General features: G+C 77.6%; 20 protein-coding genes. 3 read left to right on the top strand and 17 right to left on the bottom strand.

The window, feature by feature from the left end; translation table 11 throughout:
* Positions 1-86 precede the first annotated feature (86 nt).
* Positions 87-1,592: an EAL domain-containing protein gene (locus tag WDV85_RS05625; RefSeq protein ID WP_339569706.1), complete on the top strand. Its 1,506-nt coding sequence runs from the start codon at positions 87-89 to the stop codon at positions 1,590-1,592.
* A gap of 636 nt (positions 1,593-2,228) precedes the next feature.
* Here the strand turns inward: WDV85_RS05625 and WDV85_RS05620 are convergent.
* Positions 2,229-2,570 (bottom strand): STAS domain-containing protein, encoded by a 342-nt coding sequence (locus WDV85_RS05620; RefSeq protein ID WP_339569705.1) that lies wholly within the window; start codon positions 2,568-2,570, stop codon positions 2,229-2,231.
* 304 nt (positions 2,571-2,874) lie between these two features.
* Here WDV85_RS05620 and cls point away from each other — a divergent pair, with 304 nt between their 5' ends.
* On the top strand, positions 2,875-4,401 hold the full coding sequence (cls, locus tag WDV85_RS05615; protein ID WP_339569704.1) for a cardiolipin synthase: 1,527 nt from the start codon (positions 2,875-2,877) through the stop codon (positions 4,399-4,401).
* A 48-nt stretch (positions 4,402-4,449) separates the two neighbouring features.
* Here cls and WDV85_RS05610 read toward each other — a convergent pair whose 3' ends face one another.
* From WDV85_RS05610 to WDV85_RS05575, 8 genes are all read right to left on the bottom strand, one after another.
* On the bottom strand, positions 4,450-4,656 hold the full coding sequence (locus WDV85_RS05610; RefSeq protein ID WP_339569703.1) for a PspC domain-containing protein: 207 nt from the start codon (positions 4,654-4,656) through the stop codon (positions 4,450-4,452).
* A gap of 76 nt (positions 4,657-4,732) precedes the next feature.
* Complete coding sequence (locus WDV85_RS05605) at positions 4,733-5,713, bottom strand: hypothetical protein (protein WP_339569702.1); 981 nt, start codon at positions 5,711-5,713, stop codon at positions 4,733-4,735.
* Positions 5,714-5,795: 82 nt separating this feature from the next.
* Positions 5,796-7,202, bottom strand: a complete 1,407-nt coding sequence (locus WDV85_RS05600; RefSeq protein ID WP_445263234.1) for a S10 family peptidase — start codon at positions 7,200-7,202, stop codon at positions 5,796-5,798.
* Positions 7,203-7,412: 210 nt separating this feature from the next.
* Positions 7,413-7,838 carry a hypothetical protein gene (locus WDV85_RS05595; protein WP_339569700.1) on the bottom strand — a complete coding sequence of 142 codons (426 nt, stop codon included), beginning with the start codon at positions 7,836-7,838 and terminating at the stop codon, positions 7,413-7,415.
* 92 nt (positions 7,839-7,930) lie between these two features.
* Positions 7,931-8,929 carry an SDR family oxidoreductase gene (locus WDV85_RS05590; RefSeq protein ID WP_339569699.1) on the bottom strand — a complete coding sequence of 333 codons (999 nt, stop codon included), beginning with the start codon at positions 8,927-8,929 and terminating at the stop codon, positions 7,931-7,933.
* Positions 8,930-8,933: 4 nt separating this feature from the next.
* A complete protein-coding gene (locus WDV85_RS05585; RefSeq protein WP_339569698.1) occupies positions 8,934-9,986 on the bottom strand; it encodes a hypothetical protein in 1,053 nt (350 codons plus the stop codon).
* A gap of 150 nt (positions 9,987-10,136) precedes the next feature.
* Positions 10,137-12,431, bottom strand: coding sequence for a putative bifunctional diguanylate cyclase/phosphodiesterase (locus tag WDV85_RS05580; protein ID WP_339569697.1), 2,295 nt, complete (start codon positions 12,429-12,431; stop codon positions 10,137-10,139).
* A 148-nt stretch (positions 12,432-12,579) separates the two neighbouring features.
* The gene (locus tag WDV85_RS05575; RefSeq protein ID WP_339569696.1) at positions 12,580-16,203 is read right to left on the bottom strand and encodes a bifunctional proline dehydrogenase/L-glutamate gamma-semialdehyde dehydrogenase; all 3,624 of its coding nucleotides are present in this window, start codon (positions 16,201-16,203) and stop codon (positions 12,580-12,582) included.
* Between the two features lie 53 nt (positions 16,204-16,256).
* Between WDV85_RS05575 and WDV85_RS05570 the strand changes: the two genes are divergently transcribed.
* The gene (locus tag WDV85_RS05570) at positions 16,257-17,069 is read left to right on the top strand and encodes an AraC family transcriptional regulator (RefSeq protein ID WP_339569695.1); all 813 of its coding nucleotides are present in this window, start codon (positions 16,257-16,259) and stop codon (positions 17,067-17,069) included.
* 20 nt (positions 17,070-17,089) lie between these two features.
* Here the strand turns inward: WDV85_RS05570 and WDV85_RS05565 are convergent, their stop codons facing one another.
* Genes WDV85_RS05565 through WDV85_RS05530 form a run of 8 tightly spaced genes read right to left on the bottom strand, consistent with a single transcriptional unit; the run spans position 17,090 to position 24,214 of the window.
* Positions 17,090-17,416 carry an L-rhamnose mutarotase gene (locus WDV85_RS05565; RefSeq protein WP_339569694.1) on the bottom strand — a complete coding sequence of 109 codons (327 nt, stop codon included), beginning with the start codon at positions 17,414-17,416 and terminating at the stop codon, positions 17,090-17,092.
* A gap of 46 nt (positions 17,417-17,462) precedes the next feature.
* The gene (locus WDV85_RS05560; protein WP_339569693.1) at positions 17,463-18,566 is read right to left on the bottom strand and encodes a sugar kinase; all 1,104 of its coding nucleotides are present in this window, start codon (positions 18,564-18,566) and stop codon (positions 17,463-17,465) included.
* Positions 18,563-19,606, bottom strand: a complete 1,044-nt coding sequence (locus WDV85_RS05555) for an aldo/keto reductase (protein WP_339569692.1) — start codon at positions 19,604-19,606, stop codon at positions 18,563-18,565. Before WDV85_RS05555 ends, WDV85_RS05560 begins: the two co-directional genes overlap by 4 nt.
* Positions 19,603-20,295, bottom strand: a complete 693-nt coding sequence (locus WDV85_RS05550) for a bifunctional 4-hydroxy-2-oxoglutarate aldolase/2-dehydro-3-deoxy-phosphogluconate aldolase (protein WP_339569691.1) — start codon at positions 20,293-20,295, stop codon at positions 19,603-19,605. Before WDV85_RS05550 ends, WDV85_RS05555 begins: the two co-directional genes overlap by 4 nt.
* Entirely contained in the window at positions 20,292-21,053 is a 762-nt protein-coding gene (locus tag WDV85_RS05545; protein WP_339569690.1) for an SDR family oxidoreductase, read from the bottom strand. The genes WDV85_RS05550 and WDV85_RS05545 overlap by 4 nt, the downstream gene beginning before the upstream one ends.
* Positions 21,050-22,114: a zinc-dependent alcohol dehydrogenase gene (locus WDV85_RS05540; protein WP_339569689.1), complete on the bottom strand. Its 1,065-nt coding sequence runs from the start codon at positions 22,112-22,114 to the stop codon at positions 21,050-21,052. Before WDV85_RS05540 ends, WDV85_RS05545 begins: the two co-directional genes overlap by 4 nt.
* A complete protein-coding gene (locus tag WDV85_RS05535) occupies positions 22,111-23,025 on the bottom strand; it encodes an amidohydrolase family protein (protein ID WP_339569688.1) in 915 nt (304 codons plus the stop codon). The genes WDV85_RS05540 and WDV85_RS05535 overlap by 4 nt, the downstream gene beginning before the upstream one ends.
* A gap of 22 nt (positions 23,026-23,047) precedes the next feature.
* Positions 23,048-24,214 carry a mandelate racemase/muconate lactonizing enzyme family protein gene (locus WDV85_RS05530; protein ID WP_339569687.1) on the bottom strand — a complete coding sequence of 389 codons (1,167 nt, stop codon included), beginning with the start codon at positions 24,212-24,214 and terminating at the stop codon, positions 23,048-23,050.
* Positions 24,215-24,231 lie beyond the last annotated feature (17 nt).

Here is a 24,231-nt window from a genome sequence, read left to right as displayed (position 1 = left end):
CGACCGCGCGACCTCGTCACCGCCGACTGGGCCCTCCGCACCGCCGGCCGCTCAAGGCGGGCCGGTGACGTGCCGACGACGATCCCGTGAGCGCCCCGACCAGCCCCGCCCCGCGGGCGGCGACCGCCCTCCGGCGGGTCGCGGCCCTCCTCCGGCCCCGGCCGCTCCGCGCGGCGCAGCCCCGCGCCGGCGCCGCGCGCGCCGGCGGGCCCGCCGTCGTGACGGCGCCCGACCGCGACGCGCTGCACCGCCTGCTGACCGGCCTCCTGCTGGAGCACCCCGGCGAGCCGATGGCCCTGCTGCTCGTCGGCCTCCTCCCCGCGGACGGCCGCGACGGCGTCGGGGACGGCTCCGAGGACCTCCTGCGCGCCGTGGTCGGCCGCGCCGCGGACGCCGTGCGCGACCGCGACGTCGTCGTCCGTCTCCCCGACGGCCGGCTGGCCGTGCTCGTCGTCGGCGGCACCGCGAGCAGCGCCCGTCGGGTCGGCGAGCGCGTGCGCGCGGCGCTGCAGGCGGGGGTCGTCGTCGGCGGGGCCCTCGTCGACGTCGACGCCAGCGTCGGCGCCGGCGGGTCCCGCGCGGGCGCGACGGCGCCGACGGGCCCGCACCCCACCCCCGCCGAGGCCGCGGCGCGCTGCGCCGACCGCCTCCTCGCCGAGGTGGACGCCGCCCTCGAGGTGGCGCGCAGCGCGGGCACGGGCGTCGCGGTCGTCGACCCGGGCGAGCGCGAGGGCGCCCGCCTGGCGGACCTCGCCCGGCTCGGGACCGACCTGCGCCGCGCGCTCGCGGCGGAGGAGGACGGCCGCCCGGCGTCCGACGCCCTCCGGCTGCGGTGGCAGCCGCGCTTCGACGTCCGCGCCGGTCGCTGGACGACGGCGACGGCCCGGCTGGTCTGGGCGGACGACGCCCGGGCCCCGCGCGACCTCGCCGCCGGGACGGCGCTCGCCCCCGACCTGCTGCAGCTCGAGCTGCGCCGCGCCCTGCGCGCCGTCGTCGCCTGGCACGCCGACGGCGTCCGGGTCCAGGCGGCGGTCCGCGTCCCCGGCGAGGCCCTCGGCCGCCCGGGCCTCGTCGACCTCGTGGCCGGCGCCCTCGAGGAGGCCGGGGCCGCCCCGGGGAGCCTGCGCCTGCTCGTGGACGACGACGACGTGGCCGCCGACCCCTCGGCGGCGGCGGTGGCGCTCGCCCGCCTCTCCGTCCTCGGGGTCCCGACGTCGGTGACGGGCCTCGGCGCCAGCCGCTCGTCCGTCGCGGCGCTCGGCGCCCTCCCGGTGGACGAGCTCGTCGTCGACGCCCGGCTGGTGGCCTCCCTGCGCTCCGGGCGCGAGGGCGACGCGCGCCTCGTGCGCGCCGTCGTGGGGCTCGGCCACGGCCTGGGCCTGCGCGTCGTCGCCGCGGGCGTCGACGACGCGGCCACCCACCGCGCCGCCGTCGCCCTGGGCTGCGACGCGGTCGAGGGCGAGCACGTGGGCCCCGTCGCGGGCCGCGCGGACGTGGCCGGCCTCGTCCTGCGCGGCGAGGGCGGGGACCTGCTGGCCCCCTCGCGCCGCCCGGTGCTGCCCGCGCCCCGCCGCGCGCCCGGGCGCCCCTGACGCTCGGGCCGGTCGGCCACCGGACGCCGGACGCCGAGAGGACCACGCGTCGAGGCGTCTGCACTGATCGGCTGACGACCGGCCCGCGCAGGCGCACGAGCGGGCGGGGCCGTGCACGCGGAGAGCACGTGAGGCCGGCGCCCGGACCCCAGCGCTCCCCGACCGCAGAGCGCCGAGCCAGTGCCGGAGCGTGCGCGGCCTCGTCCGCGGACCCGGCCGAAGCGCACGAGCGGGCGGGGCCGCGCACGCGGAGAGCACGTGAGGCCGGCGCCCGGACCCCAGCGCTCCCCGACCGCAGAGCGCCGAGCCAGTGCCGGAGCGTGCGCGGCCTCGTCCGCGGACCCGGCCGAAGCGCACGAGCGGGCGGGGCCGCGCACGCGGAGAGCACGTGAGGCCGGCGCCCGGACCCCAGCGCTCCCCGACCGCAGAGCGCCGAGCCAGTGCCGGAGCGTGCGCGGCCTCGTCCGCGGACCCGGCCGAAGCGCACGAGCGGGCGGGGCCGCGCACGCGGAGAGCACGTGAGGCCGGCGCCCGGACCCCAGCGCTCCCCGACCGCAGGGCGCCGAGCCAGTGCCGGAGCGTGCGCGGCCCCGTCCGCGGACCCGGCCAGAGGCGGCCAGAGGCGGCCGCCCCGGCTCAGGCCTCGACGTCGAAGAAGTCGGTCATCGCCGTGACCTCGAGCATCTGCACGACGGGGCGCGAGGGGCGCAGCAGGCGGACGCGGACGCCGCGCTCGCGCGCGGCGACGGCCGCGGTGATGAGGCAGTGCAGCCCCATCGAGTCGATGAAGGTCACCTCGCCGGCGTCGACGACCTCGACCCGGCGCAGGCCCGCGTCGAGGTCGGGGCCGGCGGTCTCGACGGCGTGCAGGTCGACCTCGCCGCGCAGGTGCAGCAGCGTCGGGTCGCCCGCGTCGAGGACGACGGCTCCCCCGCCGGTGCTCGGCTCGACGGGCGGGAGGTCGTCGGCAGCGGTCACGGGCCCATCGTCGCCCTCGGGAACCCCTGCCCGCACGACGGACCCGGTGGTGGGCCCGGTCGGCGGCCCGGTGACGAGCCGGTCGGGCGCGCCGGACCCGGACGCACGTCGACCCCGGGAGCCGACGGGGGGGACGGCTCGACCGGGGTCGACGAGGGCAAGCCTACGCACCCGTAGGGGGTGCTCGCGCGCACGACCCGCCGCCGTCGTCCGTACGCTGGTCCCGCGCCGTCACGACCCCGCCGGCCGCCCGCCCGGAGCCCTGCCCGGGCGGTCGCCCGCCGCCCGGCCCAGGAGCCCCCCGATGCCGCCCGACGTCCTCCTCCCCGCGTCCGACGCGGACACGTCGCTGCGGCTCTCGCTGCCGTCCGACCTCTCGGACGCCTCCCTCGTCGTCGCGACCGTCGTCGCCGTCGTGGACGTGGTGCTGCGCGTCGTCGCGCTCGCCGTCGTCCCGCGGGACCGCCGGCCGTCGTCGGCGATGGCCTGGCTCATCCTCATCTTCTTCGTGCCGTCGCTCGGCGTCGTCGCCTACCTCCTCATCGGCAGCCCCAAGCTGCCGCGGGCGCGCCGGGAGAAGCAGGCGAGCATGAACCGGCTCATCGAGGAGGCCGCGCGGGGGGCCGACGACGTCGTCGAGGAGCACCCGTGGCCGCCGTGGGTGGAGGGCGTCACGCGCCTCAACCACGCGCTCGGCGCGATGCCGCTGCTGTCGAGCAACGACGCCCACATCATCCCGGACTACCGCGACCAGCTGCGGGAGCTCGCCGAGGGCGTGGCCAAGGCGCAGCGCTACGTCCACGTCGAGTTCTACATCCTGTCCTACGACGACGCGACGGCCCCGGTCTTCGCGGCGATGGAGGACGCCGTCGCCCGCGGCGTCACGGTGCGGGTCCTGCTCGACCACATCGGCTCGTGGCGCTACCCGGGCTACAAGCGGGCGGTGCGCGAGCTCGACCGCATCGGCGTGCGGTGGCGCCTCATGCTGCCGGTGCAGCCGCTCAAGGGGCGCTACCAGCGCCCCGACCTGCGCAACCACCGCAAGCTCGTCGTCGTCGACGGCGAGACGGCGTTCGTCGGGTCGCTCAACCTCATCGACCGCACCTACGACAAGCGCGCCACCATCAAGCGGGGCCTGCTGTGGCAGGACCTCCTCGTGCGCCTGCACGGCCCGGTGGTCCACGAGGTCGACGCACTCTTCGTCACCGACTGGTACAGCGAGACCGACGAGGTCGTCTCCCAGGCGACCGACCACCTCGCGCCGCCCGACCCGGGCCGCCGGCTGCACTGCCAGGTGGTCCCGAGCGGCCCGGGGTTCGAGGGGCAGAACAACCTCAAGCTCTTCAACGCGCTGCTCTACGGCGCCTCGCGCCGCGTCTCCATCACGAGCCCGTACTTCGTGCCGGACGAGTCGCTGCTCACGGCCGTGACGACGGCGGCCGAGCGCGGCGTGGCGGTCGAGCTGTTCGTCGGGGCGATCGGCGACCAGGTGCTCGTCTTCCACGCCCAGCGCTCCTACTACGAGGCGCTGCTGCGGGCGGGGGTGCGGATCTGGCTCTACCCGGCGCCGTACGTGCTCCACGCCAAGCACATGTCCGTCGACGACGACGTCGCCGTCGTCGGCTCGAGCAACATGGACATCCGGTCGTTCGAGCTGGACCTCGAGCTGACGCTGCTCGTCCTCGGGCGCGAGTTCACCGACGAGCTGCGGCGCGTGGAGGACGACTACCGCTCCCGCAGCACCGAGCTGACGCTGGAGGCCTGGTCCGGCCGCGGCTTCTGGCGCCGGCTGGCCGACGACCTGGCCCGGCTGACCTCCGCCGTCCAGTGACGACGACGCCCGCCGCCCGTCAGCGGGCGGCGGGCGGGTCGTCCGGCGTCAGAGGCCCCGGCGGCGGGCGGCGCGGTCGGTGCCCTCGGACGGCACGAGCACCCAGAGCACGACGTAGACGAGCAGCTGGGTGCCCGGGAGCAGGAAGGACAGGACGAAGAGCAGGCGGACGAGGGTCCTGCTGAGGCCGAAGCGGTCGGCGAGGCCGGCGCAGACGCCGGCGACGACGCGGCCGGAGCGGGGGCGGACGAGCACGGGGGCCTCCTCGGGGGTCGGGACGGTCGGTCGAGCCTGGCAGCGGCGGGCGCCGGGCGCCCGCCAGGACCCGGCGTCAGCCGGTGGGGGCGGCCGAGGCGGCGACCTCCGACAGCGGCACGGCGCCCTCGGGCGCCTCCACGACCACGTCGGCGCCCCAGTCGGAGAAGTCGACGGTGGACGTCGAGGAGACCTGCTGGCCGCCCGAGCTGGTCTCGACGCTCGTGGTCATGCGCACGGGCAGGCCGTCGGGGCCGACGTAGAGGTCGAAGGGGACGCTCGAGAGGCCCAGCTGCTCGTACTGGCTCCGCAGCTGCTCGGGGTCGGCGCCCTCCTGCTGCGCGCGCTCGGCGGCCGCCTCGAGGTCGACCGTGCCGGTGTAGTGGGTCGTCGCGGTGCCGTCGACGTCCTCCGGGCCGACCTCCTCGACGTCGTCGCCGGCCTGCTCGAGCAGGCGCAGCTGCTGCGAGGGGTCGGCGCCCCCGAGCGGGCCGCTGGAGGCGCCGAGCTCCTGCAGCGACGCCTGCACCCACCGGTCGGGCGGCTGGCCGGGCAGCCCGGAGACGTAGACCGAGCCGTCCACCTGGCGCAGGTCGAGGGCGACCTCCCCCTGGCCGGGCAGCTGGGAGGTCAGCCGCACCTCGAGGGTCTGCGCCGCGCTGTCGAAGGCGCCCTGGCCCGTGGCCGTGACCACCTGGCCGCCCGCGCTGGTCTGGGAGGAGAAGTCGAAGGAGCCGCTCCCCGCCTCCTGGCTGGCCGCGAGCGCCCCGGCCACCGCGGCGGCGGCGCCCGAGGACGACGTCGAGGACGCCGAGGAGGTCGCCGACGGGCTCGGCGCGGAGGTCGCGGCGGCGCTCCCGCCGTCCGAGGTGCCGCCGCCCGAGCCCCCGCTGCAGCCGGCCAGCGCGAGCGCCCCGGCCGCGAGCAGGGCCGCGGGCGCGCGCAGGGCCCGGCGGGGGCGCAGCTCCCGACGGGCGCCCGGCTCCTGGTGGAGAGCGGCGGCGGGCGCTGCGTCGCGGTCGGGGACGGCGTGGGCCGCGCGGGTCGTGCCGGTCATGGGGGGCCTCCTCGTGCGGGCGGGCTCCCACCGTCGCACGCCGGGCCGGGCGGCGCCGGGGGGCGACCCGTCGGCCGGTCCGTCAGCGGGCGGTGGCCCGGCGCACGAAGTCGGCGAGGTCGGCGCTCTGCTGCCGCCGGCTCGGCTCGTGGACGTACATCATGTGGCCCGCCTCGTAGTACCGGTGCTCGACGAGCTCGCGCTGCGCGGCCGGGACGCGCAGGTGCGCGAGGTCGTCCTCGGCGCTCGAGAAGGGCGTGGCCCCGTCGTAGCGGCCGAGCGCGACGTGGACGCGCAGGTGCGGGTTCTGGCGCATCGCCCGCGACAGGCGGTCGAGGACGCTGACCGAGGCGTTCTCGAACTCCTTGTAGCTCCACGCCTCGTGGACGCCCGGGCCGAAGACGTGGAACGGCGCGGTGTCCTCCACGCCGAGCTCGGCGCGCAGGAGGTGCTGGTTCGCGGCCGCGTAGGCGCCGAGGAGCGCGTCCACGGCGGGGTCGTCCTCGAGGGCCTCCGCCGTGCCCGAGGCGGCGGGCCCGGTGAAGCGCGAGTCGAGGCGCCCGACGACGAGGCCCTCGTCACGCAGCAGCTCGGCGAAGAAGCGCAGGTGCTCGACGCGCAGGTCGGCGCGGTCGACGTACGCCTCCGAGAGGCCGGTCAGCCGGGCCAGCGTCGCCACGGCGTCCGCCCGCTCCTCGGCCGTGAGGCGGGAGCCGCGCGCGAGGACGACGGGGTAGCGCTGCTCCGCGTACGCCTCGGCCTCGGCGACGACGTCGGCCAGCTCCCGGCCGGGGTGGCGGCCGTGGCGGTGCGCCGTCGCGGCGTAGAAGGGCAGGTACCGCGGGTAGGAGCGGTCGTCGCCCGGGGTGGCGAGCAGGACGCCGAAGTTCAGCACCGCCGAGACGAGGACGAGCCCGGACAGGTACAGGCCCGCGCCCTGCAGGTGCTCGGCGAGGGCGGCGGCGCGCGTGGTGCCGTAGGACTCCCCCGCGAGCAGCTTGGGCGAGAGCCAGCGCCCCTCCGCGGTCACCCACTGCCGGACGACCTCCCCGACGGACTCGACGTCGGCGGTGAAGCCGTGGAAGTCGCCGGCCCGCTCGCCCTCGACGACGCGGGAGCGGCCGGTGGAGACGGGGTCGACGAAGACGAGGTCGCTCACGGCCAGCAGCGACTCGGGGTTGTCGACGAGGCGCCCCGGCGGCGGCTCGGGCGCCCCCGCGTCGCCGGCGACGACGCGGCGCGGGCCGAGGAGGCCGAGGTGCAGCCAGACGCTCGAGGAGCCGGGACCGCCGTTGAAGGCGAAGGTGACGGGGCGCGTGAGGGGGTCGGCGCCGTCGAGCGTGTAGGCCGTGATGCCGACCTGCGCGCGGGGCCGCCGCCCCTTCCACACGCCGTCCTCGACCCGGTCGCCGGAGAGGACGACGCGGCCCGCGCGGGCGGTGTAGCGCAGCTCGCCGTCGGGGGTGGCGAGGACGTGGTGGGTCGTCACCAGCTCGTCCTCGACGGGGGCCGCGCCGCTGCCGGTCGGCCCACCGCCGGCCGTCCCGCCCTCGGCCGACCCGGCGGGGCGTCCGGGGGCGTCCGCGTCGTCGCGGCGCTCGCGGGGGCGGTCGGGCTGGTCGGCGTCGTCGCTCACGGCGCGACGCTAGCCGCCGCAGCGCCCCGCCCGGCCCCACGAGACGGGCTCATGAGGGCCGGCTCACGCGGGCCGCAGCTGGTCGGCGCCGAGCCAGGACTCGACGACCGTGGCCATCTCCCCGTCGCCGAGGGCGTAGACGACGCGGGCCAGCCAGCCCGTCGGGCCCAGCCGCCACTCGGCCACGACGCCGGCGAAGGGCTCCTCCTGCTCCCCGCCCTCCCCCGGCTCGTCGGGCAGCACCCAGCAGTGGCGGTGCGCCCGGCGCAGCTCCGCCGGGTCCGCCGCGGGGCGGTCGTCGCCGGGCGCCTCGTGCTCCTCGACGGGCGGCGGCGCGGAGGGCCCCGAGGGGACGGCGCGACCCGACCGGTGGGCGCCCCCGGGGCCCCCGTCCGGCCCGGACCGGCCGAGCAGCGCGCCGCCCGCCGCCGTCCGCGCCACCGGCTCACCGCGCCGGGGCCCGCGCCCGGCCGTCATCCCGCCCGCCACGGCTCCATGGTGCCCCGCCGCAGCCCTCCTGTCGAACGGGTGTTCGATTCCGGCTGTCCCGTGGGGGCGCCGGCCGGGACTCCGGCGGGCCGTCAGAGGGCGCGCGGCCGGTGGGCCTCGACGAGCCGGTCCATGACGCCGTCCATGTGCGGGTCGACGACCTGGCGCGCCGGGTCCGCGTCGTACCACTCGACGACCTCGCGGGCGCCCCGCGCGAAGGGGACGGTCGCGGCGAAGCCCGGCACGAGGGTCTTGAGGACGGTGTTGTCGAAGACCATGGAGTGCGCCTTGTCGCCGAGCAGCCCGGCGCCCCACTCCGCGTCGGCCGCCGCGATCGCGTCCGACGGCACGTGGACGATCCGCGGCTCGACGCCGGCCGCCGCCGCGACGGTCCGGTAGATCGCGTCCCACGGCAGCGCCTCGTCGGAGGTGATGTGCACGGCCTCGCCCAGCGCGCGCTCGTTCCCCAGCAGGCCGGTGAAGCCCCGGGCGAAGTCGCGGTGGTGCGTCAGGGTCCACAGCGACGTCCCGTCGCCGTGCACGACGACCTCCTTCCCGCGGCGCATGCGGTCGACGACCGTCCAGCCGCCGTCGAAGGGCAGCAGGGTCCTGTCGTAGGTGTGCGAGGGGCGCACGACGGTCACGGGGAAGCCGTCCTCGCGGTAGGCGGCCGTGAGCAGCTCCTCGCAGGCGATCTTGTCGCGGCTGTACTGCCAGAAGGGGTTGCGCAGCGGCGTCGACTCGACCACGGGCACGCGCAGGGGCGGCGTCTGGTACGCCGAGGCGGAGCTGATGAAGACGTACTGCCCGGTGCGCCCGCTGAAGAGCTCGACGTCGGTGCGCACGTGGTCGGGGGTGAAGGCGACCCAGTCGACGACGACGTCGAACTCCTCGTCCCCCAGCGCCTCCCGCACGGAGGCGGGGTCGCGGACGTCCGCCTGCAGCACCCGGGCGCCCTCGGGCAGGGGCCGCGTCGTCGTCGTGCCGCGGTTGAGGACGGTGAGGTCGATCCCCCGCTCGACCGCGAGGGCCGAGCAGGCCGAGCTGATGACGCCGCTGCCGCCGATGAACAGGACCTTGAGGACGCTCATGCCCTCACGCTAGGTCCGCGGCGTCGTCGGGGCCCGTCCCGACCGCGGGCGCCGGGTCGCGCTCGCCCCCGCTCGACCCCAGCGACGACAGGACGAGCCCGACGACGAGACCCACCAGCGTCCCGCCGCCGACGAAGGGCAGGCCGTCGACGCCGATCTCCGCGCCCGCCGGGGCGGTGAGGAGGAGGGACACCAGTCCACCCGGCAGCGCCGCGAAGAGGAAGGGGCCGGCCAGGAGGCCCGCGAGCTCCTCGAGCGGGCCCCCGCCGAGGAGCACCGCGACGGCAGCGGTCCCGGGCGTCGCGGCCGCCGCGGCGAGGGCGACCCGCCGCCGCCCGGGACGGAGAGTCGGCCCGAGCAGCACGAACGTGACGGTGAGGACGCCGAGCACGGCCGCGGACAGCGCGGCCGATGCGGCGGCCGCAGGGACGAGCAGGTACCCCCAGCCGTCGCCGAGACCGTCGACCTCCAGCCCGTTGGTCCCCAGCGCCACCGCGGTCCCCGCGGCGGCGCCGCCGCCCCCGAGCCGGACGGGGAGCGGCAGGGGGCCGCCGTCGGCGCCGCTCGCCCGCGTGCCGGGCAGGGCGGCGGCGAGCGCGCTCCCGACCACGCCACCCACCAGGACGACCGCCAGCAGGGCACCGGTCCCCGCGAGGACGCCCGACGCCCCTGGGCCGACGGACGGGGCCACGACGACGTTGCCCACCACGAGGGCCGCACCGCCACCGAGCACCACGGGCCAGCGAGGACGCCTCGTGGCCCGGTCCCTCCCGGTGACCAGGAGCACCAGCCCCAGGAGCACCGCCACGAGAGCGCCGAGGCGGACGTCGTGGAGGACCAGGTCGACGGTGCCCGCGCTGTCGACCTGCCACGGATCGACCCCGGGCGGCGCCCCCGCCTCGACCAGCGCGAGCTCGGCAGCGCGGGCGGCGCCGGTCGAGGCGACCGCGAGCGCCCACGCGACAGCGCCGCCGAGGGCGGCGACCGCCCCGACGGCACGCCCGAGCCGGGAACCCGCGGCGGTCCCCGCCGCCGGTGGCGTGGTCGTCCTCGTCATGGCCGCTCCCCCCGTCGCGGGAGTCCGACCGGGCTCCCGCACCTGCGCCCCGCGCTCACGGGGCAGGCCCAGCCTCCCCGACCCGGCCGCACGGCACCAGGTCCGCCGGCCACGACGGCGCGACCCGGTCGACCCCGAGCAGCCGCCGCGTCAGCGGCGCGGGCCCGGCACCGGAGCGGCCGCCAGCGGTCCTCCACCGGGGCGGGGCGCCGGCACGGGCGGGACCCCGCAGGCACCTGCCGCCCCCAGCGCCTGCTCGGCGAGCTCCGCCGCGGGCACCGGCCGGCCGAAGAACCGGCCCTGGCCGTAGCGCACGCCGAGCGCGAGGAGGGCGTCGCGCTGCTCGGTCGTCTCGACCCCCTCGGCGAGGACGTCGAGGGCCACCTCGCGCGCCATCGCCGCGATGCCCGCGACGACGGGGGACCGCCCCTCGCCCACGACCCTCGTGGTGACGGCGCGGTCGAGCTTGAGCACCTCCACCGGGAAGCGGTGGAGGTAGTCCATCGACGTGTAGCCGGTGCCGTAGTCGTCGAGGTGCACGCCCACGCCCGCCGCCGCGAGCGCCCGCAGGTTGTCGGTCACGACGTCGTCCTCGGGCAGCCGCTCGTGCTCGGTCACCTCCACGACGAGGAGGGGGGCGGGGACGGCGGCGGACGCCAGCGCGGCGACGAGCCGCTCCGCGAGCCCCGGCCGGACGAGGCTCCCGACCGTCAGGTTGACGCTCACCGGCGGGGGCTCGAGGCCCTGCGCCCGCCAGGTCGCGAGCTGGACGACGACCTGGTCGAGCACGCACTGGTCGAGGAAGGGGTCGAGCCCGCCGTCGGTGACGGCGCCGAGGAAGGCGCCCGGGGCGAGCAGGCCCCGCTCCGGGTGGTGCCAGCGGACGAGCGCCTCGGCGCCGGCCAGGCGGCCCGTCGCCAGCTCGACGAGCGGCTGGTAGTGCACCTCGAGCCGGCCGACGCCCTCGTGGCCCTCGAGCAGGCGGCGCACCTCCGACCCGGTGCGGACCCGCTCCGCCACCGCCTCGCGCAGCGCGGGCTCGAAGACGGCCGCCCCGTCGCGCCCGGCCGCCTTGGCCGCGTAGAGGGCCACGTCGGCGCGGGTCAGCGCCCCGGCCAGGTCCTCCTCCGGCTCCGGCGGCGCCACGCCGAGGCTCGCGGTGCAGCGCACGACGACCCCGGCGACCACCGCCTCGCGGCGCAGGCCGGCGAGCGTCCGCGCGACGACGCCGTCGACGGCCGCGGCGGGGACGAGGAGGACGAACTCGTCGCCGCCCAGGCGGGCGACGGCGTCCCCGGGGTCGACGGCCGCGAGGAGCCGGTCGCGCACCTCGAGGAGCAGAGCGTCCCCGACGTCGTGCCCGTGGGCGTCGTTGACGTGCTTGAAGTCGTCGACGTCGACGAGCACCAGGGCGACGGCCCGGTCCTCCTCGAGGGCCCGCGCGTGCGCGGCGGCGAGACCTCGCCGGTTGAGCAGGTCGGTGAGGGGGTCGTGCTCGGCCAGGTGCTCGCTGCCGCGCAGCGCGAGGTACCCGCGGACGAGGCAGAGGGCCGCGAGGACGGCTCCGACGACGAGGAAGATGCCGACGGGCAACCCGGCCCCCGCGGGCGCCGAGCGCCCGAACCACCACAGGCCGACGGGGACGGCGACGAGGGGCGCGAGGCCGAGGAGGGCGGCGGACGGCGCGCGACGGCGCTGCAGCGACTCCGCCGTCAGCGCCTCGCGGACCGACGGGTGCAGCGCCGACGCCGTGAAGAGGGCCACGCAGAGGAGGCCGAGGGCCTGGAGGGGCTCTCCGGGGAGGGCCACCCGGTGCGCGGCCCCGGGGCCGAGGTTGTCGTAGGTGCTGATCGCGACGGCCGCCGCGAGGAAGAGGTGCGTGCTGCGCGTGAGGCCCCGACGCGAGACGAGGAAGCGCAGGCAGACCCCGAGGACCGCCATGTTGGCGCTGGGGAGCAGGACGGGGCCGAGGTCCCGGCCGGCGGTCGGGAGGGCGAGCGCCGCGACCTGCGCGGCCGTCAGGCCGAGGACGACCGCCAGGACGAGCATCTCGACGCGGTGCGACGCCTGCGGTCCCGCGGCCGGGCTCCGGCGCACGGCGGGGCGCCGGCGCACGAGCCCCACGACGGCGACCGCCGCGGCGCCCTGGCCGGCGGTGAAGGCCACGACGGCGGCGGCCGTCCCGTCGGGCCCGAGGGAGGGCAGGGCGAGGGCCGCGCACAGCAGCACCACCATGGCGGCGAGGAGCCACCACGTGCGGCGGGCGCGGGGGCGGTGGTGGTGGACGCCGAGCAGCGTGCCGACGGCTCCGCCGGCCGCGCCCAGCAGCGTCAGCGGCTCGCGCAGCGGCGGGACGGCGAGCGCGAGGGCCCCTGCGAGGCCCCCGGCGGCCACGACCGCCCACGAGGTCCGCGCCCACCGGCGCTCTCGGCGCGACGCCCCCATGCCGTGCCCGTCGGCACGCGACGACGTCGCCTTAAGCTCGGCGGACCGGCGTCTCCGACCGCGGGGAGACCCCGCGCCCCCGGGCCGCGGTGAGGTGGCAGCCCCTCGTCGTGCTCCTCCACGACGAGGGGCCCCCACCTCGGCGACCTCAGGCCTGGGCGGCGTCCTGGGAGCGCGACGGGCGCTGCACGTGCCCGAAGCGGTGCCGCGTGCGGCTCACGGCCTGCTCGCGGACGACGGTGAGCAGCTCGCGCCGGCCCGCGGCGAGCGCGGGGCCCGGGACGAGGCTCGTGCCCGCCTCGGCGGCCGCGGTGGCGACGGCGTCCTCGAGCCCGCCGAGGACGCGCAGCCGCTCCCCCGCCCGGCCCGCGCGCAGGCGGGCGCCGAGCGCGGCGGCGTCCTCGACGACGACCCGCACCCGCGGCGCCGGGGCCGCCCCCGCCGCCGCGACGGCCCGCAGGTCGTCGCGCCCGGCCGGGACGCTGAGCTCGAGCGGCGTGCCGGCGCGAGCCGCGGCGAGGCGCACGCGGGCGACGTCGCGCGGCGTCGTCCCGGGCCCGCACCGCACGCGCAGCGACGGCAGCGGCCGGTAGCGGAAGGTGTTCTCCTCGACCTCGAGGCCCGTCTCGTCGTGCTCGACGCCGACCTCGGCGGCCCAGGCGCGCTCGTCGGAGGCGGCGGCGGCGCGCAGCCACGCCGCGTCGTCGTCGCCCACGTGGGACGTCGTGGCGGCCAGCACCGCGGCGACGGGCGGGACGACGTCGCCGCCCGTGGCCGTCGGGAGCGGCTCGGCGTCGGCCCAGGTGCCCAGCTGGGCGACGTAGTTCGGCCCGCCGGCCTTGGCGCCGGGGCCCACGGTCGAGCCGTCCCAGCCGCCGAAGGACTGCCGCTGGACGATCGCCCCGGTGATGTGGCGGTTGACGTAGGCGTTGCCCACGGGCGCCAGCTCGAGCCAGGCGTCGACCTCGGCGTCGTCGAGCGTGTGGATGCCGCCGGTGAGGCCGTAGCCGGTCTCGGCGGCCACCTGCGCGGCCTCCTCGAGGTCGCGCACCGCCATGACGCCGAGGACGGGGCCGAAGCACTCCGTCGTCGCGAACCACGAGCCGCGCCGCACGCCCTCGCGCACACCGGGCGACCAGAGGCGACCCGAGCCGTCGAGCGGTCGCGGCTCGACGAGCCAGCGCTCGCCGGGCTCGAGCGTCGTCAGGCCGCGCAGCAGCTTGCCGCTCGGCGGCTCGATGACGGGGCCCACGACGGTGGACAGGTCGGTGCCCCACCCGACGGGCAGCGAGCGGACGGCGTCGGCCAGCTGGCGGCGGAAGCGGTCGGAGCGCGCCACGCTGCCGACGGCCAGCACGAGGCTCGCGGCGGAGCACTTCTGGCCGGCGTGGCCGAAGGCGGAGCGGACGACGTCGGCGACCGCCAGGTCGACGTCCGCCGACGGCGTGACGACGAGGGCGTTCTTGCCGCTGGTCTCGGCGAGCAGCCGCAGGTCGGGCCGCCACGAGCGGAAGAGCCGCGCCGTGTCGGAGGCGCCCGTGAGGACGACGGCGTCGACGGCCGGGTGCGTCACGAGACGTCGCCCGGCGTCGGCCTCGTCGGTGCGCAGCAGCTGCAGCAGCCCCTCGGGCGCTCCCGCCTCGGCGAGCGCCCGCTGGATCGGCTCGAGGCCGACCTCGGAGCACCGCACCACCTGCGGCGCGGGCTTGATGACGACGCCCGCCCCGGCCGCGAGGCCCGCGAGCACGCCGCCCATGGGGATGGCGACGGGGAAGTTCCACGGCGGCGTGACGACGACGACGCGCGCGGGGGTGAAGGCGGCGCCCTCGACGCGCTCGAGCTCGACGGCGCTGCGCGCGTAGTAGCGGGCGAAGTCGGCGGCCTCGGAGACCTCGGGGTCGGCCTCGGCGACCGTCTTGCCGGCCTCGTGCGCCATGACGGCGACGAGGTCGCCGCGGCGGGAGGCCAGGAGGTCGCCGGCGCGGCGCAGGACGGCGGCGCGCTCGGCGGCCGGGACGCGCGCCCAGGCCTCGCCGGCCGCGCGCGCCCGCTCGACGGCGGCGTCGACGGCCGCGACGTCGGTGACCACGGACGCGCGCACCGGGCCGGGCTCACGGGCGAGCACCTGCTCGGCCCAGACGCGGTTGGCCGGCAGCGAGGGGTCGGTGTCGGGCTCGCCGGTGAAGGCGAGCGCCTCGTCGGGGGCGCTGCCGGTCGTGCGCTCCCCCGGGCTCCGCTCGCCGCCGGAGGCCTCCTCGGCGAGCCGGTCCTGCGTGCGCCGCGGCGCGGCGGGCACCGCGAAGCGGCGGCGCACGGAGTCGCGGAAGCGCTGCTCCTGGTCGGCCAGGGGCGCCCCGCCCGCGGAGTCCGGCGCGAAGAGCGCGTAGAGGTAGTTCTGCGGCGCGGCGTTCTCCTCGAGGCGGCGCACGAGGTAGGAGACGGCGACGTCGAAGTCCTCGGGGTGGACGACGGGCGTGTAGAGCACGAGCCGCCCGGCGTCGGCCCGCACGGCGCGCGCCTGCGCGGGCGCCATCCCCTGCAGCATCTCGACGTCGAGGCCGTCCTCGGCCCCGCGAGCGCGGGCCACCTCCACCGCCAGCGCCACGTCGGGGAGGTTGTGGCTGGCGACGCCGATGCGCACCCAGCGCGTGCGCTCGGGCGTGAGGGCGACGTCGAGGAGGCGGACGTAGTTGGCGTCGACGTCCTCCTTCGAGGTGTACGGCGCCTGCGGCCAGTCGTGCACCTCGGCGTCGACGTGCTCCATCGCGAGGTTGGCGCCCTTGACGAGGCGGACCTTGACGGGCGCCCCACCGGCCTCGACCCGGGCGCGGGCGAAGGCCGTGATGCGCTCGAGGGCGGGGAGCGCGTCGGGCAGGTAGGCCTGCAGGACGATGCCCGCCTCGAGGTCCTCGAGCCCGGGGGTGGACACGAGCTGCTCGAAGACGTCGACGGTGAGGTGGAGGTCCTTGTACTCCTCCATGTCGAGGTTGAGGAAGACGTGCGGCGAGCGCGAGCGCGCCGTCCGGTACAGCGGCAGCAGCCGCTCGACGAGCCGGTCACGGCTGCCCTCGACGTCCCACGGCACGAGCTGGGCCGCGACCGACGACGCCTTGACCGAGACGTAGTCGACGTCCTCGCGCTCGACGATCCGGCGGACGGCGTCGAGGCGGCGGTCGGCCTCCTCGTGGCCGAGCACGGCCTCGCCGAGGAGGTTGAGGTTGAGCTGGACGCCGTCGCGCCGGGCCTTGGCCAGGTGCCGGCCGAGCGGCCGGTCGCCGGCGTCGGCGACGAGGTGGCCGACGAGCTGGCGCAGGCGCAGCCGGGCGGCGGGCATCGCGACCCGCGGCAGGAGCGGCGCGAGGCGCGCGCCGGCGGCCATGAGCACCTTGTCGGGCACGGAGAGGAAGTCCGGGACGTCGCTGCCGACCATCTCGCGGAGCGCCCGGGCGGCGACGGCGTCGTCCTCGGGGCGCGCGACGCGGTCGACGAAGAACATCGTCATGTCGACGCCGGCGGGGTCGTGGACGAGGGAGGCGAGGCGCTCGGTCGCCTTCTTCTCGTCGGCGGCCTGCGGGCCCTTCGTGGCCTCGACCCAGCGCTGCGCGCGCTCCAGCGCCGCGGGCACGCAGCGCTCGACGACGTCGTCGAGGGGCGCCGACGGCGCGCCGGCCACGACGGCGTCCCAGGCGCGGCGCTGCTCCTCCAGGCTGCGCCGGGCGGAGGTGCCCGGGGCGGCGGTGCCCGGGGCGGCGGCGGGGTCGGTGAGCGTCATGCCCCGAGGGTGCGCCTGCCCGGGGGCACCTGTCTTGTACGGTCCCGACTCCCATGACGAGCGGCGCGCACCACGGCCCCGACGGGGGCGAGCGCGGCGCCGTCGACAGCGGCGCCGCCCCGCTCCCCGCCGCCGGCCGCCTCCCCGGCGGGTGGCCCGCGGAGGCCCTCGCGCCCGCCCTCCTCGACCTGCTCGACGAGACCGCCGACGTCATGTTCTGCGCGAAGGACGCGGGCGGGCGGTACACGGCCGTCAACGACGCCTTCGTGCGGCGCACGGGCGAGCGCTCGCGCCGCGACGTCGTCGGCCGCACCGCGCGCGAGCTTTTCGTGCCCGACCTCGCCGAGCGCTACGAGGAGCAGGACGCCGGCGTGCTGCGCACGGGCGAGCCGCTGCGCCACGAGCTCGAGCTCATCCGCCGCGAGGGCGGCGCCCCGGGCTGGTACCTGACGACGAAGCTGCCGGTGCGCGGGGCGGACGGCGCGGTGCTCGGGCTCGTGAGCCTCAGCCAGGACCTCCGCGAGGCTGACGACGCGGACCCGGCCCTCACCGGCCTGTCACGGGTCGTCGAGCTCGTCCAGGCGTCGGTCGCCGCCCCGCCCCGCACCAGCGACCTCGCCGCCGCGGCGGGCTGCTCGGTGCCCGTGCTCGAGCGGCGCGTCCGCCGGGTGTTCGGCCTGTCGCCCCGCCAGCTCGTGCTGCGCACGCGCATCGACCGCGCCGCCGACCTGCTGACGACGACGGACACCCCGCTCGCCGACGTCGCCGCCGCCTGCGGCTTCTACGACCAGCCGTCCTTCACCCGGCAGTTCGCCCGCCTCGCCGGCGAGACGCCGGGGCAGTTCCGGCGGCGGGGCCGGGGCTGAGGGGCGCCCGCAGGCACCGGTCAGCCGACCTGCGCGGACAGCGCGAACACCCGGCGCAGGCCCCAGCCGGAGAAGTCCCCGTCCCCGCCGCTGAAGCCCTCGACGTGCCGGTCGATCACCTGCTGCCAGGAGTCGTTGGCCGGTTCCCGGCCCATGGCCGTCATCGCGGCCACGAAGTCGTCGCACTCCACGAGGTGGAAGACGTCGAGCCCGTCGCGCCAGATGCGCCAGTCCCGGATCCCGTGCCGGGCGAAGGCCTCGGCGAGGTCGTCGGGGACCCGCGCGTGGTCCCGGTCGTAGTCCTCCTCGTGCCCCGGTACGAGCCGGGAGTGCAACGCCACGATCATGTCGTCGTCCTCGTCCGTCGTCCGTCGTCCGTCGTCCGTCGCCGGCTCAGCGGTCCGCGCGAGCCCCGGTCCCCGCGGCGAGCGCCTCGACCTCGGCCGACGTCGCCATCGACGTGTCCCCGGGGGTCGTCATCACCAGCGCGCCGTGGGCGGCCCCCAGCTCGACGGCGCGGTGGAGGGACGCCCCCGCCAGCAGGCCGTGCAGGAGACCGGCCGCGAAGGCGTCTCCGCTGCCGACGCGGTCGAGGACCTCCACGCCCTCGCGCCGGGTGGCCTCGACCACGCCCGTCGCGCGGCTCCAGGCCGCGGCCCCCCAGTCGTTCAGGCTGGCCGAGCGCACGACGCGACGGGTGGTCGCGACCACCGACAGCAGCGGGAACTCCTCCGCCGCTGCCTCGGCGGCGAGCCCGAAGGCCGCGGCACCGAGGCCGCGCGGCTCCTCGGCCGCGGTCGGCGCGGCCACCCCCAGCCGGTCCACCAGGTCGTCCTCGCCGCCGACGACCACGTCGGCGTGCTGCACGAGCGCCCGCGTCACCTCCCGCGCCCGCTCAGCGCCGCCCTCGCCGCGCCACAGGCTCGGACGGAAGTTGCAGTCGTAGGAGACGAGCGTGCCGTGCCGTCGCGCGGCCCTCATCGCCGTGAGCGCCACCTCGGGCGTCGTCGCCGACAGCGCCGCGAAGACGCCACCGGTGTGCAGGAGGCGGACGCCGACCTCGCCGAAGAGGTGGTCCCAGTCGACGTCGCCCGGCTGCATCTGGCTCACGGCGGTGTGGCCGCGGTCCGAGACCCCGAGAGCTCCCCGGACGCCGAGGCCCCGCTCGGTGAAGTTGAGGCCGTTGCGGGCGGCGCGCCCGGTGCCGTCGAAGGGCACCCAGCGCACGAGGGAGGTGTCCACGCCGCCCGTGAGGACGAGGTCCTCCACGAGCCGTCCGACCTCGTTGTCGACGAGCGCCGTGACGACGGCGGTCCGCAGGCCGAAGCAGCGCCGGAGCCCCCGGGCGACGTTGTACTCGCCCCCGCCCTCCCAGACGCCGAGGGCCCGGGCCGTGCGGGTCCTCCCCTCGCCCGGATCGAGGCGGAGCATGACCTCGCCGAGGGACACGGCGTCGTAGCGGCACTCGAGCGCGGGCCGCAGCACGAGCGCGCTCACGCCCTCACCGGCCGGAGCAGGCCCCGCTGCTCGAGGTCCGCCCACAGGTCGACGGGGACCTCCTCCGCCAGCAGCGCCAGGTTCCGACGGACCTCCTCGGGGCTGCGCATGCCGAGGGCCACGTCGACCACCGCCGGGTGCCGCAGCGGGAAGGCGAGGGCCGCCGCCGGCAGGCTCGTGCCGTGCTCGGCGCAGACCCGGGCCAGGAGCCGCGCGCGCTCGAGCACCGACGGCGGCGCCTGCGCGTAGTCGTAGGTGGCGTCGTCCGGCACGTCGGACCGCGCGAGCAGGCCGGAGTTGAAGGCGCCGACGGCGATGACCGACCGTCCCGTCTCCAGCGCCGCCGGCAGCACGTCGTCGAGGGCGCCCTGCTCGAGCAGCGTGTACCGCCCGGCGAGCATGACGACGTCCACGTCGGTCTCGCGCAGGAAGCGGCTGAGCATCGCCGACTGGTTCATCCCGGCGCCGACCGCCCCCACGACGCCCTCCTCGCGCAGCTGCACGAGCGCGGGCACCGCCTCCCGGGACGCCTGCTCCCAATGGTCGTCGGGGTCGTGGACGAGCACCACGTCGAGGCGGTCCAGCCCGGTGCGCCGCAGCGACTCCTCGACCGACCGCAGCACGCCGTCCCGGCTGTAGTCGAGGCGTCTCCGCAGGTCTCCCGGCACGTCGAAGCCGTCGTCGTCCCGGTCCGCCGGGGGAACGCGCGCCTCCAGGAGGCGGCCCACCTTGCTGGACACGACGACGTCGTCGCGCGACCCCCCGGCCGCGAGGTGCTGGGCGATCAGGGGACGCAGCGCCCGGCCGAGGCGTCGCTCGGAGAGCCCGAGGCCGTAGTGCGGCGCGGTGTCGAAGTAGCGGACGCCCCCGGCCCACGCGGCCTCGACCGCGCCGCGCGCGGTCTCGTCGTCCACCGCGCGGGAGAGGTTGCCGATGACCGACCCGCCGAAGCCGAGCGCGGTGAGCGAGACCCCGGTGCCGCGGACCTCACGGCGGGGAAGGACGGCGTCCCGCCCCGGGCGCTGTCCGCCGGCGCTCACGGCGTCACCGACCGCACCGCGGCGGCGACCTCGTCCACCAGCGCGCGGGAGGCGCCCCGGTCGTGCCCGTCGAGGGCCGCCACCCGGCGCCGGTCGACGAACCAGCTGCCCCCCACGCCCGCGACCGACGGCAGGGCGAGGTAGTCGGGGACGACCTCGGGACCGACGCCCCCGGTCGGCACGAAGCGCACCTCCGGGAAGGGGCCGGCGAGCGCACGCACCATCGCGGGGCCCCCGAGCGGCTGGGCGGGGAAGAGCTTGAGCAGCCTGAGCCCCAACCGCGACGCGCGCTGCACCTCCGTCGCGCTTGCGACCCCCGGGACCCCGAGGACGCCGTGCTCGGCGGCGGCCGCGATGACGCCCTCGTCGAGGCCCGGGCTGACGCAGAAGGCAGCACCGGCGACGACGGCCGCGGCCACCTGGGCATCGCGCAGGACGGTCCCGGCCCCGACAAGGAGCCCCGGGGTCGCGGCCATCTCCTCTAGCACGCGCAGCGCGGCGGGGGTGCGCAGGGTCACCTCCGCGCAGCCCAGTCCTCCCTCGACGAGCACCCGGCCGAGCTCGACGCCGTCGGTGCCCTCGTCGACCACGAGGACCGGCAGGAGCGGGCAGCGGCCGAGCGCCTCGTCGAGCGACCGCTGCGGCACGGGGGCGCCGTCCGCGGGCCCCCCGGTCGTCGCGTCGATCACCGTGCGAGCCACCCGCCGTCGACGGGGAGCACGACGCCGTGGACGTAGTCCGCAGCCGGGCTCGCGAGGTAGACGACGGCACCCGCGACGTCCTGCGCCGTCGCCCAGCGGCCCGCCGGGATCCGGTCGAGGATCGCGCGCGAGCGCTCGGGGTCGTCGCGCAGGGCCCGGGTGTTGTCGGTCGCCACATAGCCGGGCGCCACCGCGTTGACGTTGACGCCGCTGGCGGCCCACTCGTTGGCGAGCGCCTTCGTCAGCCCGGCGATGGCGTGCTTCGCGGCGGCGTACCCGGGCACGGTGATGCCGCCCTGGAAGCTCAGCAGCGACGCCGTGAAGACGACCTTCCCGGAGCCGCGGGCGACCATCGTCCGACCGACCGCCTGGGCGAGCAGGAAGGGGCTCGTGAGGTCGACGGCGAGCACCTCGTCCCAATCCGCCAGGGGGTGCGTGGCGGCCGGCTCGCGACGAATGGTCCCGGCGTTGTTGACGAGGACGTCGACGGGTCGGTCCCGTCCGGCCAGCTCGTCCGCCAGCTCCCGCACGGCCGCCCGGTCACCGAGGTCCGCGGCGATCCCATCGAAGGAGCGCCCGTGTGCGCGCACGGCCCCCGCGACGTCCTCGCCCGGCGGGCGGGATGAGCCGAGGCCGACAACGTCAGCCCCCGCGGCCGCGAGCGCGACCGCCGCGGCGGCACCGATCCCCCGGGTGGCGCCCGTCACCACGGCCAGGCGCCCGGTGAGGTCGAAGGGCCCGCTCACGGCGTCCCCGTCCCAGGGGCGCCCGCCGCACCGGACTGGCAGTCGACGAGGACCTTCACCACTCCTCCGCCGGCGGCCAGGGCCGTGAAGGCGTCCGCGACCTCGTCCAGCGGCACCACCTCGCTGACGAGGCGGTCGACGGCGAGCTCGCCCGAGGCGACGAGGCGCAGCGCCTCCTCCCAGTCCGGCCGGCTATACAGGCGGGCGCCCAGCAGCTCGAGCTCCCGCCAGAAGAAGCGGTGCAGGTCCACCGTGCGCGGCGCGGCGTGGATGCCCACCTGGCACAGCCGCCCGCGGACGGCCAGGGCGCCGGCCGCGGTCTCCAGGCCGGGCTGCGTGCCGCTGACCTCGAAGGCCACGTCGGCGCCCGCCCCGCCGGTGCGCTCGGCCACCGCTCCCGCGACGTCCTGCGCCCGGGGGTCGAGGACGTCCAGCCCGAGGTCGGCGGCGGCCTCCCGCCGGGTCGGGTCCGGCTCGGCGACGACCACGTCCGCGCCGACGGACCGGGCCACCAGGGCGATGAGCAGCCCCACGGGCCCACCGCCCACGACGAGCGCGGCCTCGCCGGCCGCCAGCCGCGCCCGCCGCACGTCGTGGACCGCCACCGCGGTCGGCTCGAGCAGCGCCGCGGTCCGCAGCTCGAGGTCGTCCGGGAGCCGCAGCAGCGTGTGCTCGGGGACGACCCAGCGCTCGGCCAGCGCTCCGGTCGAGTCGATGCCGAGGAAGTCCATGCGCTCGCAGACGTGGCCGTTGCCGGCCCGGCAGGCGGGGCACGTGCCGTCCGGGCGCAGCGGGACGACGGTCACCGGGTCCCCGGGGCTCCACCCCGTCACGCCGTCCCCGACGGCCGTGACGCGACCGGCGGTCTCGTGGCCGATGACGGCGGGCAGCGAGACGCGGGCGTCCATGTCACCGGCCAGGACGTGGAGGTCGGTGCCGCAGATCCCGGTGTAGGCGGGTGCGATCTCGACCTGCCCGGGCCCCGGCGGTGCTCCCTCGACGGTCGCCGTCGTGATGGAGCGCCCACCCAGGTACTGGGCTGCGCGGTGCGTCGTGGTCACAGGTCCTCCGTCGTGGTGGGGGTCGGCTCGTCACCGGGGGCGGTCGCCGTCGTCGGGCTCGACCCGACGCGGGACGGGAGGCCGTAGACGCGGGTCGCGGTGCCGGCCAGCACGTCCTCGCGCTCCGGCCCGGACAACCCGCGGAGCAGCTCCCGCGTCAGCGGCCACGAGGTGGCGTACCCGCCGTGCAGCAGGGAGATGGGCCAGTCGCCGCCGTACATCAGCCGGGCGGCGCCGAAGACCTCGAGAGCGTGCTCCACCGGTGGGCGGACCCGCTGGAGGACGTCGGCGCCGCTTCCCGGGTAGAGGCCGCTGACCTTGGCGCAGGCGCGGGGGTTGCTCGCGAGGGCGCCCAGCAGGTCCCACCACTCCCCCTCGCGACCGCCGTCGAGCGGTGGGGCCCCGAGGTGGTCCAGCACGAGGGTCAGGTCGGGCAGCAGCTCGGAGATCCGCAGCGCGGAGCGCAGGTGCTCCGTCCGCACCGCGACGACGTCGAAGGGCAGCCCGTGGCGCGCGAGCGCCGCGAGGCCCTCGAGGACCTCCTCGCGGAGCAGCCACCAGGGGTCCGGCTGCTCGTGGACCAGGACCCGGACGCCGCAGACGACGGGCTCGTCCGTCCGGTAGCGGTCGAGGACGCGCTCGGCCTCCGCCGGGTCGTGCAGGGGGGCGTAGGCGACGACCCCCGCCACGCGGTCGTGCCGCCTGGCCGACTCGAGCATGAGCGCGGTGTCCGCGGGGTCGTCGGCCGACTGGACCAGCACCACCGAGGTGATCCCCGCCTCGTCCAGCTCGGGCGCGACGTCCTCGAGCGCCAGGGCGCGGTCGATGACCGCCGGCCCCCCGACGAGCCAGGGGTAGGAGGCCCGGGCCGGGTCCCACACGTGCAGGTGGGCGTCCACGACGTGGCGCACCGCGTCCTCACCGGCACCCACCTCAGGACACCGCCGTGCGCAGCGCGCCCCCGTCGGCCTCGGGCACCAGCCGCAGGCCCGCTCGCGGTGGGCGGACGTGCGGCCCCGCGACCTCCGCCCAGCCCCGGCCCGCGCCGAGGTCTCGCAGCAGCGCCTCGTCCACGCTGATCCCGTTGCCCGGCTCGTCCCCCAGGACGATGCCGCCGTCGACGAACTCCTGGTCGATGCTCATGCCGGTCGCCGGCTTGAGGTCCTGCACCTCGACGGCCAGCAGGTTGGGCAGGGACGCCGCCGCGGGCGCGATGACGGGCGTGAAGCCGATGGGGCTCACGGGCAGGTCGTGCGCGTGGGCCAGGGCGGACACGCGCAGGAGATGGGTGATGCCCCACGAGGCGCCCGGCTGCACCACGTCCAGCGCGTCGGCGTCCAGAAGGGGGCGCAGCTGCTCGAGCCCGGTGAGGTTCTCCCCGCTGGCCACACCCGCACGGATCCCCGCCCGGACCGCTGCCATGCCCGCCGCGTCCCACCGGCGGACGGGCTCCTCGACCCAGACCAGGTCCACGTGCTCCTCGAGCCGGCTGACGTACCGCACGGCCTGGGACCGGTGCCACGACTCGTTGGCGTCGAGCATGAGACCGGGTGCCGAGGAGGTCGTCGAGAAGACCTCCTCGAGCAGGCGCAGGCGGCGCAGGTCGTGCTCGAACCACCGACCGCCCTTGAGCTTCGCCGCGCCGAACCCGCGGTCGGCGAAGGCCCCGTAGACCCGTACCAGCTCCTCGTCCGTGAGGGCGATCTCCAGCGCGGAGGCGTATCCGGGGACGTGGCGGTCCCTCGCCCCCAGGAGGCGCCACAGGGGCTCCTCGGCCGCCTTGGCCTTGAGGTCCCAGAGCGCCATGTCGATCGCGCCCAGGGTCCCGAAGACCGAGCCCGCGTGCCCGAGCTTGAAGACCCGCGCGAGCATCCGGTCGTACAGCGCGACGACGCCCCGCGGGTCCTCGCCGTCGATGCCGGGGAAGACGCGCTCGATGTCCGGGTGCGCCCCGACACCGACGCCCTCGAGCCCGGAGTCGGTGGTCAGGACGAGCACGTCCGTCTGCGTCGCCGTCCCGGAGATGTGGCCGTTGACGTCCCCGACGGGCCGCCCCCAGTCGTGCTGGGTGACGAGGGAGCGGTAGCCGGTGATCTTCATGCGGTGCCTTCCGGAGT

Source organism: Pseudokineococcus sp. 5B2Z-1 (assembly GCF_037482305.1).
Classification (GTDB): Bacteria; Actinomycetota; Actinomycetes; order Actinomycetales; family Quadrisphaeraceae; genus Pseudokineococcus.
This window is presented reverse-complemented; position numbering and strand designations above follow the sequence as displayed.

Bases quoted from the DNA above. Each gene is read 5' to 3' on its own strand.
- cls (WP_339569704.1), top strand. From the start codon at position 2,875: ATGCCGCCCGACGTCCTCCTCCCCGCGTCCGACGCGGACACGTCGCTG.
- WDV85_RS05605 (WP_339569702.1), bottom strand. From the start codon at position 5,713: ATGACCGGCACGACCCGCGCGGCCCACGCCGTCCCCGACCGCGACGCA.
- WDV85_RS05590 (WP_339569699.1), bottom strand. From the start codon at position 8,929: ATGAGCGTCCTCAAGGTCCTGTTCATCGGCGGCAGCGGCGTCATCAGC.
- WDV85_RS05585 (WP_339569698.1), bottom strand. From the start codon at position 9,986: ATGACGAGGACGACCACGCCACCGGCGGCGGGGACCGCCGCGGGTTCC.
- WDV85_RS05580 (WP_339569697.1), bottom strand. From the start codon at position 12,431: ATGGGGGCGTCGCGCCGAGAGCGCCGGTGGGCGCGGACCTCGTGGGCG.
- WDV85_RS05575 (WP_339569696.1), bottom strand. From the start codon at position 16,203: ATGACGCTCACCGACCCCGCCGCCGCCCCGGGCACCGCCGCCCCGGGC.
- WDV85_RS05570 (WP_339569695.1), top strand. From the start codon at position 16,257: ATGACGAGCGGCGCGCACCACGGCCCCGACGGGGGCGAGCGCGGCGCC.
- WDV85_RS05565 (WP_339569694.1), bottom strand. From the start codon at position 17,416: ATGATCGTGGCGTTGCACTCCCGGCTCGTACCGGGGCACGAGGAGGAC.
- WDV85_RS05530 (WP_339569687.1), bottom strand. From the start codon at position 24,214: ATGAAGATCACCGGCTACCGCTCCCTCGTCACCCAGCACGACTGGGGG.